At 65.6% G+C, this 16,185-nt stretch carries 25 protein-coding genes; all 25 read right to left on the reverse strand.

Translation table 11 applies throughout. The annotated features are described in order from the left end of the window. Positions 1 to 142 precede the first annotated feature (142 nt). Positions 143 to 595 carry a 50S ribosomal protein L15 gene (rplO, locus tag FJ887_RS12595; RefSeq protein WP_137826771.1) on the reverse strand — a complete coding sequence of 151 codons (453 nt, stop codon included), beginning with the start codon at positions 593 to 595 and terminating at the stop codon, positions 143 to 145. A gap of 1 nt (position 596) precedes the next feature. Beyond that, positions 597 to 779 (reverse strand): 50S ribosomal protein L30, encoded by a 183-nt coding sequence (rpmD, locus tag FJ887_RS12600; protein ID WP_009379218.1) that lies wholly within the window; start codon positions 777 to 779, stop codon positions 597 to 599. Next, entirely contained in the window at positions 779 to 1,459 is a 681-nt protein-coding gene (rpsE, locus tag FJ887_RS12605; RefSeq protein ID WP_249356900.1) for a 30S ribosomal protein S5, read from the reverse strand. Before rpsE ends, rpmD begins: the two co-directional genes overlap by 1 nt. After that, positions 1,456 to 1,836, reverse strand: coding sequence for a 50S ribosomal protein L18 (gene rplR / locus FJ887_RS12610; protein ID WP_137826772.1), 381 nt, complete (start codon positions 1,834 to 1,836; stop codon positions 1,456 to 1,458). Before rplR ends, rpsE begins: the two co-directional genes overlap by 4 nt. Before the next feature lie 2 nt (positions 1,837 to 1,838). After that, the gene (gene rplF, locus FJ887_RS12615; RefSeq protein WP_137826773.1) at positions 1,839 to 2,375 is read right to left on the reverse strand and encodes a 50S ribosomal protein L6; all 537 of its coding nucleotides are present in this window, start codon (positions 2,373 to 2,375) and stop codon (positions 1,839 to 1,841) included. Positions 2,376 to 2,392: 17 nt separating this feature from the next. Beyond that, positions 2,393 to 2,791, reverse strand: coding sequence for a 30S ribosomal protein S8 (gene rpsH, locus FJ887_RS12620; RefSeq protein WP_137826774.1), 399 nt, complete (start codon positions 2,789 to 2,791; stop codon positions 2,393 to 2,395). A gap of 69 nt (positions 2,792 to 2,860) precedes the next feature. Beyond that, complete coding sequence (rplE, locus tag FJ887_RS12625) at positions 2,861 to 3,430, reverse strand: 50S ribosomal protein L5 (protein ID WP_137826775.1); 570 nt, start codon at positions 3,428 to 3,430, stop codon at positions 2,861 to 2,863. Then, positions 3,430 to 3,798: a 50S ribosomal protein L24 gene (gene rplX / locus FJ887_RS12630; RefSeq protein WP_137826776.1), complete on the reverse strand. Its 369-nt coding sequence runs from the start codon at positions 3,796 to 3,798 to the stop codon at positions 3,430 to 3,432. Before rplX ends, rplE begins: the two co-directional genes overlap by 1 nt. Positions 3,799 to 3,800: 2 nt before the next feature. Beyond that, positions 3,801 to 4,169 carry a 50S ribosomal protein L14 gene (gene rplN, locus FJ887_RS12635; protein ID WP_137826777.1) on the reverse strand — a complete coding sequence of 123 codons (369 nt, stop codon included), beginning with the start codon at positions 4,167 to 4,169 and terminating at the stop codon, positions 3,801 to 3,803. Positions 4,170 to 4,318: 149 nt separating this feature from the next. Further along, on the reverse strand, positions 4,319 to 4,606 hold the full coding sequence (gene rpsQ / locus FJ887_RS12640) for a 30S ribosomal protein S17 (protein WP_140955548.1): 288 nt from the start codon (positions 4,604 to 4,606) through the stop codon (positions 4,319 to 4,321). Continuing rightward, entirely contained in the window at positions 4,606 to 4,857 is a 252-nt protein-coding gene (gene rpmC, locus FJ887_RS12645; protein ID WP_137826121.1) for a 50S ribosomal protein L29, read from the reverse strand. The genes rpsQ and rpmC overlap by 1 nt, the downstream gene beginning before the upstream one ends. A 2-nt stretch (positions 4,858 to 4,859) precedes the next feature. Further along, positions 4,860 to 5,276 carry a 50S ribosomal protein L16 gene (gene rplP / locus FJ887_RS12650; RefSeq protein ID WP_009379199.1) on the reverse strand — a complete coding sequence of 139 codons (417 nt, stop codon included), beginning with the start codon at positions 5,274 to 5,276 and terminating at the stop codon, positions 4,860 to 4,862. A gap of 3 nt (positions 5,277 to 5,279) precedes the next feature. Continuing rightward, positions 5,280 to 6,095, reverse strand: a complete 816-nt coding sequence (rpsC, locus tag FJ887_RS12655) for a 30S ribosomal protein S3 (protein ID WP_137826117.1) — start codon at positions 6,093 to 6,095, stop codon at positions 5,280 to 5,282. Next, positions 6,095 to 6,481, reverse strand: a complete 387-nt coding sequence (rplV, locus tag FJ887_RS12660; protein WP_137826116.1) for a 50S ribosomal protein L22 — start codon at positions 6,479 to 6,481, stop codon at positions 6,095 to 6,097. Before rplV ends, rpsC begins: the two co-directional genes overlap by 1 nt. A 40-nt stretch (positions 6,482 to 6,521) precedes the next feature. Then, the gene (gene rpsS, locus FJ887_RS12665) at positions 6,522 to 6,803 is read right to left on the reverse strand and encodes a 30S ribosomal protein S19 (protein ID WP_113905439.1); all 282 of its coding nucleotides are present in this window, start codon (positions 6,801 to 6,803) and stop codon (positions 6,522 to 6,524) included. Positions 6,804 to 6,818: 15 nt separating this feature from the next. Next, a complete protein-coding gene (gene rplB, locus FJ887_RS12670; RefSeq protein WP_137826115.1) occupies positions 6,819 to 7,655 on the reverse strand; it encodes a 50S ribosomal protein L2 in 837 nt (278 codons plus the stop codon). 30 nt (positions 7,656 to 7,685) lie between these two features. Then, positions 7,686 to 7,985 carry a 50S ribosomal protein L23 gene (rplW, locus tag FJ887_RS12675; RefSeq protein ID WP_009379194.1) on the reverse strand — a complete coding sequence of 100 codons (300 nt, stop codon included), beginning with the start codon at positions 7,983 to 7,985 and terminating at the stop codon, positions 7,686 to 7,688. Continuing rightward, positions 7,982 to 8,635 carry a 50S ribosomal protein L4 gene (gene rplD, locus FJ887_RS12680; protein WP_137826114.1) on the reverse strand — a complete coding sequence of 218 codons (654 nt, stop codon included), beginning with the start codon at positions 8,633 to 8,635 and terminating at the stop codon, positions 7,982 to 7,984. The genes rplW and rplD overlap by 4 nt, the downstream gene beginning before the upstream one ends. Positions 8,636 to 8,640: 5 nt before the next feature. Continuing rightward, the gene (gene rplC / locus FJ887_RS12685; protein WP_137826113.1) at positions 8,641 to 9,315 is read right to left on the reverse strand and encodes a 50S ribosomal protein L3; all 675 of its coding nucleotides are present in this window, start codon (positions 9,313 to 9,315) and stop codon (positions 8,641 to 8,643) included. A gap of 11 nt (positions 9,316 to 9,326) precedes the next feature. Continuing rightward, entirely contained in the window at positions 9,327 to 9,635 is a 309-nt protein-coding gene (gene rpsJ / locus FJ887_RS12690; protein WP_009379191.1) for a 30S ribosomal protein S10, read from the reverse strand. 345 nt (positions 9,636 to 9,980) lie between these two features. Next, positions 9,981 to 11,240, reverse strand: a complete 1,260-nt coding sequence (locus tag FJ887_RS12695) for an ABC transporter ATP-binding protein (protein WP_140955547.1) — start codon at positions 11,238 to 11,240, stop codon at positions 9,981 to 9,983. A gap of 40 nt (positions 11,241 to 11,280) precedes the next feature. Beyond that, positions 11,281 to 12,117 (reverse strand): carbohydrate ABC transporter permease, encoded by an 837-nt coding sequence (locus tag FJ887_RS12700; protein ID WP_137826111.1) that lies wholly within the window; start codon positions 12,115 to 12,117, stop codon positions 11,281 to 11,283. A gap of 4 nt (positions 12,118 to 12,121) precedes the next feature. Then, entirely contained in the window at positions 12,122 to 12,964 is an 843-nt protein-coding gene (locus FJ887_RS12705; RefSeq protein ID WP_181365660.1) for a carbohydrate ABC transporter permease, read from the reverse strand. Positions 12,965 to 13,011: 47 nt separating this feature from the next. Beyond that, a complete protein-coding gene (locus FJ887_RS12710; protein ID WP_140955546.1) occupies positions 13,012 to 14,322 on the reverse strand; it encodes an extracellular solute-binding protein in 1,311 nt (436 codons plus the stop codon). Positions 14,323 to 14,401: 79 nt separating this feature from the next. After that, on the reverse strand, positions 14,402 to 16,069 hold the full coding sequence (locus FJ887_RS12715) for a glycoside hydrolase family 13 protein (protein ID WP_140955545.1): 1,668 nt from the start codon (positions 16,067 to 16,069) through the stop codon (positions 14,402 to 14,404). Positions 16,070 to 16,185 lie beyond the last annotated feature (116 nt).

Genomic DNA, 16,185 nt, shown 5'->3' on the forward strand with positions numbered 1-16,185 from the left:
CGCCGAGGCGGTGCCCGGGTTCTCCTCACGTGTGCCCACTGCCATCTGCCGGGGTGCGGGTATGCCGAAAGGGGCGGTCACACTGTGACCGCCCCTTTCGTCTCGGGGTCCTGATGCCGTGCCCGCTGGTGCGGGCCCGCACTCAGGCCTCGGTGGCGCTTCCGCCTGCAGCTGCGATCTTCTCGAGCGCCGAGCCCGAGAACTTGTCTGCAGTGATGTTGATCGCCACGGTGATCTCACCCGTGCCCAGAACCTTGACCGGCTGCTTCGGGCGCACAGCGCCCTTGGCGACCAGATCGGCGACGGTGACGTCGCCGCCTTCCGGGAACAGAGCCGACAGCTTGTCGAGGTTGACGACCTGGAAGGTCACCTTCGCGGGGTTCTTGAACCCACGCAGCTTGGGCAGACGCATGTGCATCGGCGTCTGTCCACCCTCGAAGCCGTGCGGAACCTGGTAGCGGGCCTTCGTGCCCTTGGTTCCGCGGCCGGCGGTCTTGCCCTTCGAGCCCTCACCGCGACCCACACGGGTCTTCGCGGTCTTGGCGCCGGGGGCCGGACGGAGATCGTGGATCTTCAGTGCGTCGTTGTTCGCCATTTCAGTCCACCTCTTCCACTGTCACCAGGTGACGCACGACATTGATCATGCCCCGGATCTCCGGGCGATCCTCGTGCACCACGACGTCGTTGATCCGCTTGAGGCCGAGCGAACGCAGCGAATCACGCTGGTTCTGCTTGCCGCCGATCTCGGACTTCTTCTGAGTTACCTTGAGCTTCGCCATCAGGCCTTCGCCCCGCTTTCAGCAGCCGCACGCAGAAGCGCGTGCGGTGCGACCTCGTCGACGGGCAGGCCGCGGCGAGCCGCGACTTCCTCGGGACGCTCGAGGCTCTGGAGAGCCTTGATCGCAGCGTGGACGATGTTGATCGCGTTCGACGAACCCAGCGACTTGGACAGGATGTCCTGGACGCCGGCAGCGTCGAGCACTGCACGGACCGGACCGCCGGCGATGACGCCGGTACCCGGAGCGGCGGGACGGAGCAGGACGACGCCGGCCGCTTCCTCACCCTGAACGGGGTGGGGAATCGTCTTCTGGATGCGGGGGACGCGGAAGAAGTTCTTCTTCGCCTCCTCGACACCCTTCGCGATGGCGGCGGGAACTTCCTTCGCCTTGCCGTAGCCCATGCCGACCATGCCGTCACCGTCACCGACGACGACGAGGGCGGTGAAGGAGAACCGACGTCCACCCTTGACGACCTTCGACACGCGGTTGATCGTGACGACGTGCTCGATGAACTGGCTCTTCTCTTCGCGGTCTCCGCGACCGCCGCGTCCGCGACCGTCGCCGCGTCCGCGACCCTGGCCGCGTCCGCCGCGGTTGTCGGAACCGCGGTTGTCACCGCCGCGGTTGTCGGAACCGCGGTTCTCAGCAGTCTCCTGCGAGACGTTGTTCTCTTCGCTCATAGCGCCAATCCTCCTTCACGGGCACCTTCGGCGATGGCCTGCACACGGCCGTGGTAGGCGTTGCCTCCACGGTCGAACACGACGGCCTCGACGCCGGCTTCCTTGGCGCGCTGGGCAACCAGCTCGCCGACCTTGCGGGCCTTGCCGGTCTTGTCTGCTTCGAGTGCGCGCAGATCGGCTTCCATGGTGGAGGCCGAGGCCAGGGTCTTGCCGACGGTGTCGTCGATGACCTGGACGAAGACGTGGCGCGTGGAACGGGTCACTGAGAGACGGGGACGCTCGGCCGTACCACTGACATGCTTGCGCAGACGAGTGTGACGGCGCTTGCGAGCAGCTGCCCTGCCCTTGCCGTAGCTTTCCTTCTTGCCAAAGGCCATCTCTACTTACCAGCCTTTCCGACCTTGCGACGGACATTCTCTCCGGCGTAGCGGACACCCTTGCCCTTGTAGGGTTCGGGCTTGCGCAGCTTCCGGATGTTCGCAGCGGTCTCTCCGACCAGCTGCTTGTCGATGCCGTGGACGGCCACCTTGTTCTGTCCTTCGACGGAGAACGAGATGCCCTCGGGCGGTTCGACGGTGATCGAGTGGCTGTAGCCGAGAGCGAACTCGAGGTTCGATCCCTTCGCCTGCACACGGTAACCGGTGCCGACGATCTCGAGACCCTTCGTGTAGCCCTCGGTGACACCGATGATCATGTTGTTGATCAGGGTGCGGGACAGTCCGTGCAGCGACCGCGATTCGCGCTCGTCGTTCGGACGGGCCACGGTGACCGTGCCCTCATCGAGCGACACGGTGATCGGCTCGGCGATGGTCACGGACAGTTCGCCCTTGGGGCCCTTGACGGCCACATCCTGGCCGTCGATCTTGACCTCGACGCCAGACGGAACGGAGATCGGGTTCTTGCCGATGCGTGACATGCTCTTCTCCCCTTTCCTTACCAGACGTAGGCGAGGACTTCCCCACCCACACCCTTCTTGGCGGCCTGGCGATCCGTCAGGAGACCCGACGAGGTCGACAGGATGGCGATGCCGAGTCCACCGAGGACCTTCGGCAGATTCGTCGACTTCGCGTAGACGCGCAGTCCCGGCTTCGACACACGGCGGAGGCCGGCGATCGAACGCTCACGGTTGGGACCGAACTTGAGATCGAGGCGCAGGGTCTTCCCGACGGTCGCGTCTTCGACGCTCCACCCGGTGATGTAGCCTTCGGCCTTGAGGATCTCGGCGATGTTCGACTTCAGCTTCGAGAACGGCATGCTGACGTCCTCGTGGTAAGCCGAGTTGGCGTTGCGCAGACGCGTGAGCATGTCTGCGACTGGATCAGTCATTGTCATGTGGGCTCGTGCCCTTCCTCGTTACGGTTTCCGCCCGCGGCATGCGCGCTTGGACCTGCAACGTAGAGATTATTTTGTCTTGAACGGGAAGCCGAGGTGGCGGAGCAGGGCCCGTCCCTCATCGTCGGTCTTCGCCGTCGTCACAACGGTGATGTCCATACCGCGGACACGATCGATGCGATCCTGATCGATCTCGTGGAACATCGACTGCTCCGTGAGACCGAACGTGTAGTTGCCGTTGCCGTCGAACTGGCGGTCCGAGAGTCCGCGGAAGTCGCGGATGCGCGGGAGTGCCAGCGAGATGACGCGGTCGACGAATTCCCACATCCGGGCTCCGCGCATGGTGACGTGGGCGCCGATGGGCTGTCCTTCGCGCAGCTTGAACTGAGCGATGGACTTCTTCGCCCGCGTCACGATCGGCTTCTGGCCGGTGATGAGGGTGAGGTCGTTGATCGCGCCTTCGATGAGCTTCGAGTCACGCGCTGCGTCACCCACACCCATGTTGACGACGACCTTGGTGAGACCGGGAACCTGCATCGGGTTGGCGTAGTCGAACTCCTCCTGCAGCTTACCGACGATCTCATCGCGGTAGACCTGCTTGAGGCGCGGCGCCGGACGGTTCGTGCTTGTCTCCGTCATCAGATCTCCTCCCCGGTGCGACGCGAGTAGCGGACCCGCACGGTCTTGGTGCGACCGTTGCGCTCCACCTGCTCTTCGCGGTATCCGACGCGGGTCGGCTTGTTGTCCTTGGGATCAACGAGCGCCACGTTGGACACATGGATGGGGGCTTCGTGAGTCTCACGGCCGCCGGCGGTGCCGCCGGCCTGAGTCTGCGTTGCCTTCTTGTGCTTGATCACGCGGTTGACGCCCTCGACGAGGACGCGGTTGCGCTCGGGGTAGACGGCAAGGACCTTGCCCTGCTTCCCACGATCGCCGCCGCGCGACTGACGGGCACCTGCGATCACCTGGACGAGGTCGCCCTTCTTGATCTTGAGCTTGTTCGCCATGCTCACAACACCTCCGGTGCCAGGGAGACGATCTTCATGAACTTCTTGTCACGCAATTCGCGTCCCACGGGTCCGAAGATGCGGGTGCCGCGGGGTTCCCCATCAGCCTTGAGAATGACAGCTGCATTCTCGTCGAACTTGATGTAGGAGCCGTCCGGGCGGCGACGTTCCTTGGCCGTGCGAACGATGACGGCCTTGACGACGTCACCCTTCTTCACGTTGCCGCCGGGGATTGCGTCCTTGACGGTGGCCACGATGGTGTCACCGATCGAGGCGTAGCGCCGACCGGAACCGCCGAGGATCCTGATGGCCAGGATCTCCTTGGCTCCGGTGTTGTCGGCGACTTTGAGTCGCGACTCTTGCTGAATCACTGTTTTCTCCTGTCGTCGCGCTGGTTCTCACATCGCTGCGAGCCTTGCGGAACGGATTCATTGACATACTCGCCCCGTTCCCGGTAGCCGCCCATGGCCTGAGAGTCTCAGGCCATGGGCGGGACCGGGAGGGAGGGGCGAACGCTGACTTACTTGGCGCGTTCGATGATCTCGACGAGCCGCCAGCGCTTCGCGGCCGAAACCGGACGCGTCTCAGCCACACGGACGAGGTCGCCGATGCCGGCGGTGTTCTCCTCGTCGTGGGCCTTGAGCTTGACCGACTTGCGCATGACCTTGCCGTAGAGGCGGTGCTTCTTGCGCTCTTCGATCTCGACGACGATGGTCTTGTCCATCTTGTCGGAGACGACGTAGCCACGCGCAGTCTTGCGGGAGTTGCGGTCGACAGACGTCGCCTCGGTGTTGGTCGTGTCTGCCATCACTTGTCCTCTTCCTTGGCGTCAGCGGGGTTCGGACGGATGTCCAGCTCCCGCTCATTGAGCACGGTGTAGATACGAGCGATGTCGCGACGCACGGCCTTGAGGCGGCCGTGGTTCTCCAGCTGGCCGGTGGCCGACTGGAAGCGGAGGTTGAACAGCTCGGCCTTGGCCTTCTTGAGCTCTTCCGCCAGACGCTCGTTGTCGTAACCGTCAAGCGCGTCCATGGACAGGTTCTTCGAACCGATCGCCATGCTCACTCACCACCTTCGCGGGCCACGATGCGGGCCTTGAGCGGAAGCTTGTGGATCGCCAGGCGCAGCGCCTCACGAGCAACTTCCTCGGACACACCGGCGAGTTCGAACATGACCCGTCCCGGCTTGACATTGGCGACCCACCACTCGGGAGAGCCCTTGCCGGAACCCATGCGGGTCTCGGCGGGCTTCTTCGTCAGCGGTCGGTCGGGGTAGATGTTGATCCACACCTTGCCACCGCGCTTGATGTAGCGCGTCATGGCAATACGTGCGGCTTCGATCTGCCTGTTGGTGACGTAGGCCGGCTCGAGAGCCTGGATGCCGTAGTCACCGAAGGCCACCGTCGTGCCACCCTTGGCAGCGCCGCCCCGCTTGGGGTGGTGCTGCTTGCGGTACTTCACTCGACGAGGGATCAACATGTCTCAGCCCTCCGTTCCGGCCTCAGCCGCGGGGGCCTCAGCGTTGTTCTCAGTCGTGCGGGCCGAGTCGTTCCGGCGGGCTCCGCCTTCCTGACCCCGTCCACGACCGCCGCGGCCGCGACCGCGACCACGGGGGCCGCGCGCTGCCGGAGCCTTCGCCTGCTCGGCGGCAAGCTCCTTGTCGGTCATGTCGCCCTTGTAGATCCACACCTTGACGCCGATGCGTCCGAAGGTGGTGTGCGCCTCGTGGAATCCGTAGTCGATGTTCGCGCGCAGGGTGTGCAGGGGCACACGGCCTTCGCGGTAGAACTCCGACCGGCTCATCTCAGCACCGCCGAGGCGGCCCGAGCACTGCACGCGGATGCCCTTGGCACCGGCGCGCTGGGCGCTCTGGATCGCCTTGCGCATCGCGCGGCGGAAGGCCACGCGGCTGGCGAGCTGCTCGGCAACGCCCTGAGCGACGAGCTGAGCGTCGATCTCCGGGTTCTTCACCTCAAGGATGTTGAGCTGAATCTGCTTGCCGGTGAGCTTCTCGAGCTGACCGCGGATGCGGTCGGCCTCGGCACCGCGGCGTCCGATGACGATGCCCGGACGGGCGGTGTGGATGTCCACGCGGACACGGTCACGGGTGCGCTCGATGTTGACCTTCGAGATGCCGGCCCGCTCGAGGCCCTTGGTCATCATCTGGCGGATCTTGACATCTTCGAGCACGTAGTCGCTGTAGCGCTGCCCCGGCTTGGTCGAGTCAGCGAACCACTTCGACTTGTGGTCCGTGGTGATTCCGAGTCGGAATCCGTTCGGATTGATCTTCTGGCCCATCAGCGGTTCCCCTTCCGGCTCTTCTGCTGCGGCAGGTCGTCTCCGCTGGCCAGGACCACGGTGACGTGGCTGGTGCGCTTCTCAATGCGGAACGCACGTCCCTGAGCACGCGGGCGGAACCGCTTCATGGTCGGCCCCTCGTCGACGAACGCCTCCGAGATGACCAGGTCGTTCTCGTCGAACGCGAGACCTTCCTCGTCGGCCTTGACACGCGCATTCGCGATGCCCGAGGCGACGAGCTTGTAAATCGGGTCGGACGCCGACTGCTCGGCGAACTTCAACACTGCAAGTGCTTCGGTTGCCTGCTGACCACGAATGAGGTCAATGACGCGCCGAGCCTTGCGAGGCGTGACGCGCAGGTAACGCGCCTTAGCCTTGGCTTCCATCGCTTCCTTCTCTCCTGTCTGAGATCGCTGGTCCCCCGCCTCAGCGGCGGCGGCCCTTGCGATCGTCCTTTTCGTGGCCACGGAACGTCCGTGTGGGTGCGAACTCGCCGAGTTTGTGCCCGACCATCGCTTCAGTGATGAAGACCGGGACGTGCTTGCGTCCGTCGTGAACGGCGATGGTGTGTCCCAGGAAGTCCGGGATGATCATCGAGCGACGCGACCAGGTCTTGATTACGTTCTTGGTGTTCTTCTCGTTCTGACGAGCGACCTTCTGGTACAGGTGCTCATCGACGAAAGGACCCTTTTTGAGGCTACGAGGCATAAGTCAGTACTCCAATCAGCGCTTCTTGCCGGTCCGGCGACGGCGCACGATGTACTTGTCGCTCTCTTTCTTCGGCCGGCGAGTGCGGCCTTCTGGCTGACCCCACGGGCTGACCGGGTGACGACCACCCGAGGTCCGGCCCTCGCCACCGCCGTGCGGGTGGTCGATCGGGTTCATGACGACACCACGCACGGACGGGCGCTTGCCCTTCCAGCGCATGCGACCTGCCTTGCCCCAGTTGATGTTCGACTGCTCGGCGTTGCCGACCTCGCCGACCGTGGCACGGCAGCGGGCGTCGACGTTGCGGATCTCGCCCGAAGGCATCCGCAGCTGAGCGAATCGGCCGTACTTCGCGACGAGCTGCACGGACGAACCGGCAGAACGGGCGATCTTGGCTCCGCCACCGGGGCGCAGCTCGACGGCGTGCACGACGGTGCCGACTGGGATGTTGCGCAGGGCGAGGTTGTTGCCCGGCTTGATGTCTGCACCCGGTCCGGCTTCCACCTGAGCGCCCTGCTTGAGGTTCTGCGGGGCGATGATGTAGCGCTTCTCACCGTCTGCGTAGTGCAGGAGGGCGATGCGCGCGGTGCGGTTCGGGTCGTACTCGATGTGCGCGACCTTCGCCGGGACACCATCTTTGTCGTGGCGGCGGAAGTCGATGACACGGTACTGGCGCTTGTGACCGCCGCCCTGATGGCGAGTGGTCACGCGTCCCTGGTTGTTGCGGCCGCCGCGCTTGGGCAGCGGGCGCAGAAGCGACTTCTCCGGCGTCGACCGGGTCACTTCGACGAAGTCGGCGACCGACGAGCCACGGCGGCCCGGGGTCGTCGGCTTGTGCTTGCGAATTCCCATGAGTCTTGTCCTTCTTATGCGAAGGATCGCTTAGAGCGATCCACCGAAGATGTCGATCGATCCGTCCTTGAGGGCGACAATGGCACGCTTGGTGTCCTTGCGCTTCCCCCAACCGGTGCGGGTGCGGCGGCGCTTGCCCTGACGGTTCAGGGTGTTCACCTTGGCGACCTGCACATCGAAGATCGATTCAATGGCGTTCTTGATCTCGGTCTTGTTCGAGCGCTGATCGACGATGAAGGTGTACTTCCCCTCGTCCATCAGGCTGTAGGTCTTTTCCGAGACGACCGGCGCGATGATGATGTCGCGCGGATCCTTGAAGTTGAGACTCATGATGCGTCCTCCGAATCGCGGTTTCCGCCCAGGAACGCGGCAAGAGCTGCCTCGGTGAACACGATGTCATCGGCGACCAGCACGTCGTACGTGTTGAGCTGATCGGAGGTGAGCACGTGCACGTGCGGCAGGTTGCGAACGCTGAGGTAGGTGAGCTCGTCGTCACGGTCGAGCACCACGAGGGTGTTCTTGCGATCGGAGAGGCCGCCCAGAGCGAGCTTCGCCTGCTTGGTCGACGGGGCGTCGCCGGTGATGAGGTTCTTCACGACGAAGACCTGATCGAGGCGTGCGCGGTCGGAGAGGGCTCCGCGCAGAGCGGCGGCCTTCATCTTCTTCGGGGTCCGCTGCGAGTAGTCGCGCGGCACCGGACCGTGCACGATTCCACCGCCGTTGTACTGGGGAGCGCGGATCGAACCCTGACGGGCGTTGCCGGTTCCCTTCTGACGGTAGGGCTTGCGACCGCCGCCGCGAACTTCGGAGCGGGTCTTGGTCTTGTGCGTGCCCTGGCGGGCAGCTGCGAGCTGTGCGACGACGACCTGGTGGATGAGCGGCACGTTGGTCGCCACGCCGAAGACCTCGGCGGGCAGGTCAACGGAACCGGTCTTCGCACCGGTGGCATCGACGACGTCGACTGTCTTGACATCAGTCATGTCGTTCAGGCCTCCTTCGAAGCCGAGCGAACGAGAACGACGGCGCCCTTGGGGCCGGGAACGGCACCCTTGATGAGCAGGAAGTTGTTCTCGGTGTCCACGGCGTGGATCGTGAGGTTCTGGGTGGTGTGCTTGACGGCACCCATGCGGCCGGCCATGCGCATGCCCTTGAACACGCGACCAGGCGTAGCTGCTCCACCGATCGAACCCGGCTTGCGGTGATTGCGGTGAGCACCGTGCGAGGCGCCGACACCGGAGAAGCCGTGGCGCTTCATGACACCAGCGGTGCCCTTGCCCTTGGTCTTCGCGGTGACGTCGACCTTGACTCCGGCTTCGAACGTGTCGACACCGAGCTCCTGACCCAGCGAGTACTCGCCGGCGTCAGCGGTGCGCAGTTCGACGAGGTGACGGCGCGGGGTCACGCCGGCCTTCTCGAAGTGACCAGCGGTCGGCTTGTTGACCTTGCGCGGGTCGATCTCGCCGAAGGCGATCTGCACGGCCGGGTAGCCGTCGGTCTCTTCGTCGCGGATCTGGGTGACAACGTTGTTTCCGGTGGCCACAACGGTCACCGGCACGAGCTTGTTCTGCTCATCCCACACCTGGGTCATGCCCAGCTTGGTACCCAGCAGGCCCTTGACCTTGCGGGTGGTCGGGAGAGCTGAGGAACGAGTGTTCGCCATTTTTCCCTCCCTTAGAGCTTGATCTCGATGTTGACGTCGTCGGCGAGGTCGAGACGCATGAGCGAATCGACGGCCTTCGGCGTCGGATCGACGATGTCGATCAGACGCTTGTGCGTGCGCATCTCGAAATGCTCACGGCTGTCCTTGTACTTGTGCGGCGAACGGATGACGCAGTACACGTTCTTCTCCGTCGGCAACGGCACCGGGCCCACAACAGTCGCACCAGCGCGAGTGACGGTGTCCACGATCTTTCGCGCAGCACTGTCGATCACAGCGTGGTCGTACGACTTGAGCCGGATGCGGATCTTCTGTCCCGCCATGGCGTCGTCTCTTTCTTTTGTTCCTTCCGGCCATCAACCTCCCGCCGCGGATGCGACAGGGGTCTGTGCCGGCTGACCATGACCGACCCCCGAGGTCGGGCGTGTCGGCTGATCCTGGCGGACGAAGCTCTCGCTTCTCATCTGTCAGGGCCGACGGCGCTTCTACTCATTGGCTGCTCGGTCCGAACCCGCGGTGTCGCAGATTCATCGATCCGATAGTGTTCCGGGCTGTTCGCGGCCGAACAGGCCGCAGTGCAGGGGTCAACACCCAGAACGCAACCTGACTATCTTTTCACAGGCGTACGCATCCGCGCAATTCCGGGGGTTGTGCTTGTGAGTGAAGTCTCAGACGGTGGCGGCCTGCTGTGACTTCGCCCGCTCGAGGGCCCGCTGGCGAGCGGCTTCGGACTCTGCGGCGAGGCGCTGCGCGTTCTCCGGATCGCGGGTGAGGTTCTCTCCCGTCTCGGGATCGAAGACCATGACCTTGGCCGGGTCGAACCACAGTTCCATCGTATCGCCCTCGCGCACCGAGGTGGACGGGTCGAGGACGGCGACGACCTGCGTGCGCGCGCCCTCGCCGTCGAGGTCGCGGTCGAGTTCCTCGAGGGCCTTCCTCACCGCCGGCTCCGCTTCGAAGGGGATGTAGGCGTAGACCTCGTTGCCGAGCCATTCGGTGACGTCGACCTCGGCGCTCAGCCGCGCTCCCCCGCCGCGCTTCGCCACGTCGAGGGTCGCCGCATCGTGGAAGTCCTCGGGCCGGATGCCGGCGACGAGGTACTGCGGGGCACCGCGCAGCTTCTCCGCCTCGGCGGCCGGGAGGCTGAATTCCCCGAACGGGGAGCGGAGCCGACCGTCGACGTTCTCCACCGGCAGGAAGTTCATCGGCGGTGACCCGATGAAGCCGGCGACGAAGAGGTTGACGGGCTCGTCGTAGAGCTCCTGCGGGCTCGCGTACTGCTGGAGCACGCCCTTCTTCAGCACCGCGACCTTGTCGCCCAAGGTCATCGCCTCGGTCTGGTCGTGGGTGACGTAGACGGTGGTGACGCCGAGGTTGCGCTGCATCCGCGAGATCTCGGTGCGCATCTGGATGCGCAGCTTCGCGTCGAGGTTCGACAGCGGCTCATCGAAGAGGAACGCCTTCGCGTCGCGGACGATCGCCCGGCCCATCGCCACCCGCTGTCGCTGCCCGCCGGAGAGGTTCGCAGGCTTGCGGTCGAGGTGGTCGCGGAGTTCGAGCAGCGTCGCCGCCCGGTTGACCCGCTCGTCGATCTCCTCCTTCGAGTACTGTCCCTTGGCGAGCATGAGCGGGAACGCGATGTTCTCGGCGACGGTCAGGTGCGGGTAGAGGGCGTAGTTCTGGAACACCATGGCGAGGTCGCGTTCGCGGGGCGCGGAGTCGTTGACGCGTTCGTCGTCGATGCGCAGGTCGCCCTCGGTGATGTCCTCGAGGCCGACGATCATCCGCAGCAGGGTCGACTTGCCCGATCCCGAGGGGCCGACGAGGATGACGAACTCGCCCTCGGCGATCCGCAGGCTGACATCGCTGATCGCGGGGTATCCGTCGCCGTAGCGCTTGATGATGTTCCGCAGTTCGATCTCGGACATGGTTCTCAACTCCGCTGGTGTGGGGTGGTGGGCGTGGGGCTCATCCCTTGACGGCTCCCGAGGTCAGACCGGAGACGATCTGGCGCTGGAAGAGCAGGACGATGATGATGATCGGGATAGTGACGACGATCGCCGCCGCGGAGATCGCGCCGGCGGGCTCTTCGAACTGGCTGGCGCCGGTGAAGAAGGACAGGGCCGCGGGCACCGGTCGGGCCGCCGAGGTCGAGGTCAGCGAGATCCCGTAGACGAAGTCGTTCCACGCGATGAAGAACGCGATGATCGCCGTGGTGAAGACGCCGGGGGCGGCCAGGGGAACGATGACCTTGCGGAAGGCCTGGAAGCTCGTCGCCCCGTCGACCTGAGCGGCCTGCTCGAGCTCCCACGGGATCTGCCGGAAGAACGCGGCGAGCGTCCAGATCGAGATCGGCAGGGTGAGCGAGAGGTACGGGATGATGAGGCCCGCCCACGTGTCGTAGAGCCCGATCGCCGACCAGATCCGGAACAGCGGGGTGACGAGCGAGATGACGGGGAAGATCGACACGGCCAGGGCCATCGTGAGGATGAGCTTCTTGCCCGGGAAGTCGAGACGGGCCACCGCGTAGGCCGTGAGCGTGGCGAGGACGACGGCGATGACGGTGGCGATGAGGCAGATCCCGATCGAGTTGACGAGCGCGGGGAGGAAGAGGTCCTTCGCGGCTCCGGTGAAGATCAGCTCGTAGTTCGACCAGTCGATCGCGGTGGGCCAGAACTGCTTGTTGGCGATGTCGCCGGGCGATTTCAGCGACAGGGAGACGATCCACACGACGGGGAAGAGCGCGTAGACGGCGACGACGAGGCTGATGACGATCCACCAGACGGTGTGTTTGCGGCCGGACATCGTCTCACTCACCTCTCGCCTGGGCCAGGTCGACCTTGAAGAACTTGATGAAGATGAAGCAGATGAGGGCGACGCTGAGGAAGAGCAGCACCGACAGCGCCGAGCCCATGCCCAGCTGGAGCTGGCCGATCGACTGGTTGTATGTCAGGAACGAGACGGTCGCGGTGTTCTGCGCGCCGGCGGTCATGACGAACACGGAGTCGAAGACGCGGAACGCGTCGAGGGTGCGGAAGAGCAGCGCCACCATGATGGCCGCCTTCATGTTCGGGATGATCACCTTCCACATCCGCTGCCACCAGGTCGCGCCGTCGACGGTCGCCGCCTCGAGCATGTCGCTGGGGATCTGCGCGAGACCGGAGAGGAGGAGCAGGGAGATGAACGGCGTCGTCTTCCAGATCTCCGCGGCGCAGATGACGATGAACGAGGACCAGAAGTCGCCGAACCAGTCGAAGGCCGGCATCGACAGCCAGGTGCCGACGAAGCCGGTGCCGAGGTCGAAGGCGTACTTCCAGGAGAACGCCGCGACGACGGTGATGATGCCGTAGGGGATGAGGATGGCCGTGCGCACCCACGGCCGCACCGCTTTGAGCGCATTGAGCATGACGAGCGCGAGCGCGAACCCGAGGACGAGTTCGACGGCGACCGTGACGACCGTGAGGAGCAGGGTCACCCCGACCGTCTGCCACCACAGCGGATCGGTGAGGATGACGATGTAGTTCTGCCCCCAGTTGACGAAGCGGTTGTCCGGGTCGGTCATCCGGTAGTTGAAGAACGAGAAGTACACCGCCTGGAGGATGGGATAGCCGGTGACGGCGAGGAGGATGATGACCGCGGGAGCCGAGAGCATCCACCCGAGTCTCGTCTCACCGCGCTGCCGGTTCGACACCTTTGCTTTCACAGCAGCCTCTCCCCCTTGAGGATCTCGAGGATGAATTCCTGGGACCGCGCCGGCGTGGAATCCGGACGGACCGCCTCCGGCGGGTGCCACGACTTCTGGATCCCGCCGGTCACCTCGTTGTAGTAGGGCGTGAGCGGACGGGCGGCCGAGACCTGGAGCGATTCGGCGATGACCGGTGCGGCGGGGAACGCCTCCCGCACTTCCGGATCGTCGAAGGCGGCGAGGTTCGACGGAGCGTTGCCGTCGGTGAGGAAGTACGCGGACTGCTTCTCCGGTGAGCGGATGCACTGGACGGCTTGGAAGGCGAGGTCCGGGTTCTCCGAGAAGGCACCGACGCCGAGGTTGATCCCACCCAGCGGCGGCCGTGATTCCTGCCCCTCGTCGACGCGGGGGTAGAGGGTCCACCCGATGTCGTCGAGAACCGCCTGATCGAGGCTGCCGTCCTCGACGGCTGCCTGCGAGGCCGAGTAGATGAAGGGCCAGTTGACCATGAAGCCGCCGTCGTCGCTCTGGAATTCGAGCATCGCGCCGTTCTCGTCGAGGTTCGACAGCGCGGGGCCGCCGACGCCGGTCTCAGCGATCCGCTCCATGATGCCCGCAGCGCTCCGGCCGGCCTCGGAGTCGAGGCCGAGTCTGACCTGGTCGGGCGAATCGGCGTCGGGGTTCTCGACGATCTGCCCGCCGGCGGATTCGACCATCGCATTGATCCACACCGTCAGCGACTCGGCTCTGATGCCCTGCACGCCCACGCGCTTGTCCTGGCTGTCGGCGGCCTCGATGATCTCGTCCCAGGTCACCGGTTGGGACATATCGAGCCCGGCCGCCTCGGCGACGGATTTGCGGTACCACAGCAGCTGGGTGTTGGCCCAGAAGGGAGCGGCGACGAGGACGTCCTGCCGGGTCGAGGATTCGACCGAGGAGGGAATGACCCCGTCGGTGAACTCCCCGACGTATTCCTCGGGCACGGGGGCGAGGTAGTCGGCGTTGGCCATCTCGGCGACGTAGACCGGATCGAGGCTCATGATGTCGATCGACGAGTCGGCAGAGGCGAGCCGGCGGATGAGCTGCTCGCGCTGGCTGGGAGCATCGTTGGGGAGCAGGCTCGTCGAGATCCGGTACGCCCCGTCGGCCTCGGCCGTGCACTGTTCGGCGATCGTCGCCTGTCCCCCATTGTCGGGGTTGATGTACCACGTCAGGGTCGGTGTCGAGGTGTTCGCGCTGCACCCGGTGACTGCGACGAGACCGAGCAGCGCGCCGCCTGCCAGCGCCAGTCGCCACGGTCCGTGCTTCCTTGCCTTCTCCGTCATCGCCCACCTGCCACTCTGCAGCGTTGCACATGTCATGGTCGTCTGTGAGCCACATTACCCCAAGTCAGGCGGAATGGAATCACTCGAGCGCGATCCACACGGCACTGTCCGCGCTCAGCACTCCCTCCGAGATGGCATCAGGGTGACTTGCGGCGAGGATCTCCCCCGCCGGCAGCTCGGTCAGCGCGCGCGGCACGGCTGTGAGGTTCGCGAGCACGAGGACGGCGCCGGTGGCAGTCGCGCTCGTGAAGGCGAGGAGACCGGCGCCGGGATCGTCGAGGGCGTGCCACGCGAACGCTCCGCGTCCGATCCCCCGGGCGCGTCGGAGGGCGATGAGCTCGGTGTAGAGGCCGAGCTGCGAGTCCGCGTCAGTGCGCTGCACGTCGCGGGCGAGGCCGCGGTGCGACTCGGGTTGAGGCAGCCACGTCTGGGCATCGGCGCGGGTGCCGAAGCCGAGGTGGTCATCCGTGCCCGACCAGGGATACGGGGTGCGCGCCCCGTCCCGTCCGAGTTCGGCACCCCCGCTGCGGGCGAACACCGGATCCCGTCGCTCGTCGGCTGACAGCTGCGTGTGCTCGGGCAGGCCGAGTTCGTCACCCTGGTAGACGTAGGCGGAGCCGGGCAGGCCGAGTTCGACGAGGGCCATCGCGGCCGCCAGTCGCCGGCCCCGTGCCTGATCCGGCTGCGGGTCCGCGGGTCCGATGCCGCGCTGATGCGGCGGCGGGGTGGGAAGTCCGAAGCGGCTGGCATGGCGGACGGTGTCGTGGTTCGACATCACCCAGGTGGGGCTCGCCCCGACCTCGGCGGCGGCCGCGAAGGTTTCGTCGACGGCGCGGTGGAGGCTGACCGGGTCGATGCCCGCCATGAGGAAGGTGAAGTTGAAGGCCTGATCCATCTCGTCGGCGCGGACGTAGCGGAAGAGGCGCGAGAGCGGTTCGACCCAGGCTTCGGCGACGAGGATCCGCTCCCCCGGATAGCCGTCGAGGACCGTCCGCCACGCGCGGTAGACGTCATGGACGCCGTCCTGGTCGAAGAACGGCGAGGCCGCGGTCGGGGAGGCCGCCAGTGCCCCATCGCCCTCACCGGCGGGCAGGTGATCGGGCAGACCCTCGGCTTTGATGAGACCGTGGGCGACATCGACGCGGAAGCCGTCGACGCCGCGGTCGAGCCAGAAGCGCAGGATTCCCTCGAACGCCTCCCGCACGGCCGGATTCTCCCAGTTGAGGTCGGGCTGAGTGGGATCGAAGAGGTGGAGGTACCAGTCGTCGCTGCCCTCGACCCGGGTCCACGCGGGACCGCCGAAGACCGACGTCCAGTTGTTCGGCGGTGCCTCACCGCCGTCCCGACCGGTGCGGAAGACGTACATGTCACGGGCGGGGTCCCCCGCCTCGGCGCGCAGGGCCTCCTGGAACCACGGATGGGCGGCGGACGTGTGATTGGGGACGAGATCGACGATGACGCGCACGCCCGCGGCGTGGGCACGGGCGATGAGCGCATCGAAGTCGGCGAGCGTGCCGAAGACGGGATCGACGTCCCGGTAGTCGCTGATGTCATAGCCGGCGTCGTTGCCGGGCGAGGGGTAGAACGGGGAGAGCCAGATCGCGTCGACTCCGAGGTCGGTGAAGTGGTCGAAGCGCTCGAGGATCCCCGGCAGGTCGCCGATCCCATCGCCGTCGCCGTCGGCGAACGAGCGCGGATAGACCTGGTAGATGACGGCGTCGGCCGCCCAGCTCTGCCCCTCTGCCATGCCCTGTCTCCTCACTGTGCGATGCGGGCTGTGCGAAAGTCCAGCATAGACGCCACAGGGGCCGCAATCATGATGATTGCGGCCCCTGTGGACTTCAGCGCTGAGCGGTGAGGCTC

The sequence above is a fragment of the Brevibacterium sp. XM4083 genome, assembly GCF_006489205.2.
GTDB lineage: Bacteria > Actinomycetota > Actinomycetes > Actinomycetales > Brevibacteriaceae > Brevibacterium.

Coding starts and splice junctions, on each gene's coding strand:
- rplO (WP_137826771.1), bottom strand. CDS start 595: ATGGCGAACAACGACGCACTGAAGATCCACGATCTCCGTCCGGCCCCC.
- rpsE (WP_249356900.1), bottom strand. CDS start 1,459: ATGAGCGAAGAGAACAACGTCTCGCAGGAGACTGCTGAGAACCGCGGT.
- FJ887_RS12700 (WP_137826111.1), bottom strand. CDS start 12,117: ATGTCCGGCCGCAAACACACCGTCTGGTGGATCGTCATCAGCCTCGTC.
- rplD (WP_137826114.1), bottom strand. CDS start 8,635: ATGACTGATGTCAAGACAGTCGACGTCGTCGATGCCACCGGTGCGAAG.
- rpsH (WP_137826774.1), bottom strand. CDS start 2,791: ATGACAATGACTGATCCAGTCGCAGACATGCTCACGCGTCTGCGCAAC.
- rplV (WP_137826116.1), bottom strand. CDS start 6,481: ATGGAAGCCAAGGCTAAGGCGCGTTACCTGCGCGTCACGCCTCGCAAG.
- FJ887_RS12705 (WP_181365660.1), bottom strand. CDS start 12,964: ATGCTCTCGGCTCCCGCGGTCATCATCCTCCTCGCCGTCACCGGCTAT.
- rplB (WP_137826115.1), bottom strand. CDS start 7,655: ATGGGAATTCGCAAGCACAAGCCGACGACCCCGGGCCGCCGTGGCTCG.
- rplC (WP_137826113.1), bottom strand. CDS start 9,315: ATGGCGAACACTCGTTCCTCAGCTCTCCCGACCACCCGCAAGGTCAAG.
- rplE (WP_137826775.1), bottom strand. CDS start 3,430: ATGACGGAGACAAGCACGAACCGTCCGGCGCCGCGCCTCAAGCAGGTC.
- rplW (WP_009379194.1), bottom strand. CDS start 7,985: ATGAGTCTCAACTTCAAGGATCCGCGCGACATCATCATCGCGCCGGTC.
- rpsJ (WP_009379191.1), bottom strand. CDS start 9,635: ATGGCGGGACAGAAGATCCGCATCCGGCTCAAGTCGTACGACCACGCT.
- FJ887_RS12695 (WP_140955547.1), bottom strand. CDS start 11,240: ATGTCCGAGATCGAACTGCGGAACATCATCAAGCGCTACGGCGACGGA.
- FJ887_RS12715 (WP_140955545.1), bottom strand. CDS start 16,069: ATGGCAGAGGGGCAGAGCTGGGCGGCCGACGCCGTCATCTACCAGGTC.
- FJ887_RS12710 (WP_140955546.1), bottom strand. CDS start 14,322: ATGACGGAGAAGGCAAGGAAGCACGGACCGTGGCGACTGGCGCTGGCA.
- rplX (WP_137826776.1), bottom strand. CDS start 3,798: ATGGCGAACAAGCTCAAGATCAAGAAGGGCGACCTCGTCCAGGTGATC.
- rpmC (WP_137826121.1), bottom strand. CDS start 4,857: ATGGCGATCGGTTCGAAGAACCTGTCCATGGACGCGCTTGACGGTTAC.
- rpmD (WP_009379218.1), bottom strand. CDS start 779: ATGGCGAAGCTCAAGGTAACTCAGAAGAAGTCCGAGATCGGCGGCAAG.
- rplR (WP_137826772.1), bottom strand. CDS start 1,836: ATGGCCTTTGGCAAGAAGGAAAGCTACGGCAAGGGCAGGGCAGCTGCT.
- rplP (WP_009379199.1), bottom strand. CDS start 5,276: ATGTTGATCCCTCGTCGAGTGAAGTACCGCAAGCAGCACCACCCCAAG.
- rpsC (WP_137826117.1), bottom strand. CDS start 6,095: ATGGGCCAGAAGATCAATCCGAACGGATTCCGACTCGGAATCACCACG.
- rpsQ (WP_140955548.1), bottom strand. CDS start 4,606: ATGGCAGACACGACCAACACCGAGGCGACGTCTGTCGACCGCAACTCC.
- rpsS (WP_113905439.1), bottom strand. CDS start 6,803: ATGCCTCGTAGCCTCAAAAAGGGTCCTTTCGTCGATGAGCACCTGTAC.
- rplF (WP_137826773.1), bottom strand. CDS start 2,375: ATGTCACGCATCGGCAAGAACCCGATCTCCGTTCCGTCTGGCGTCGAG.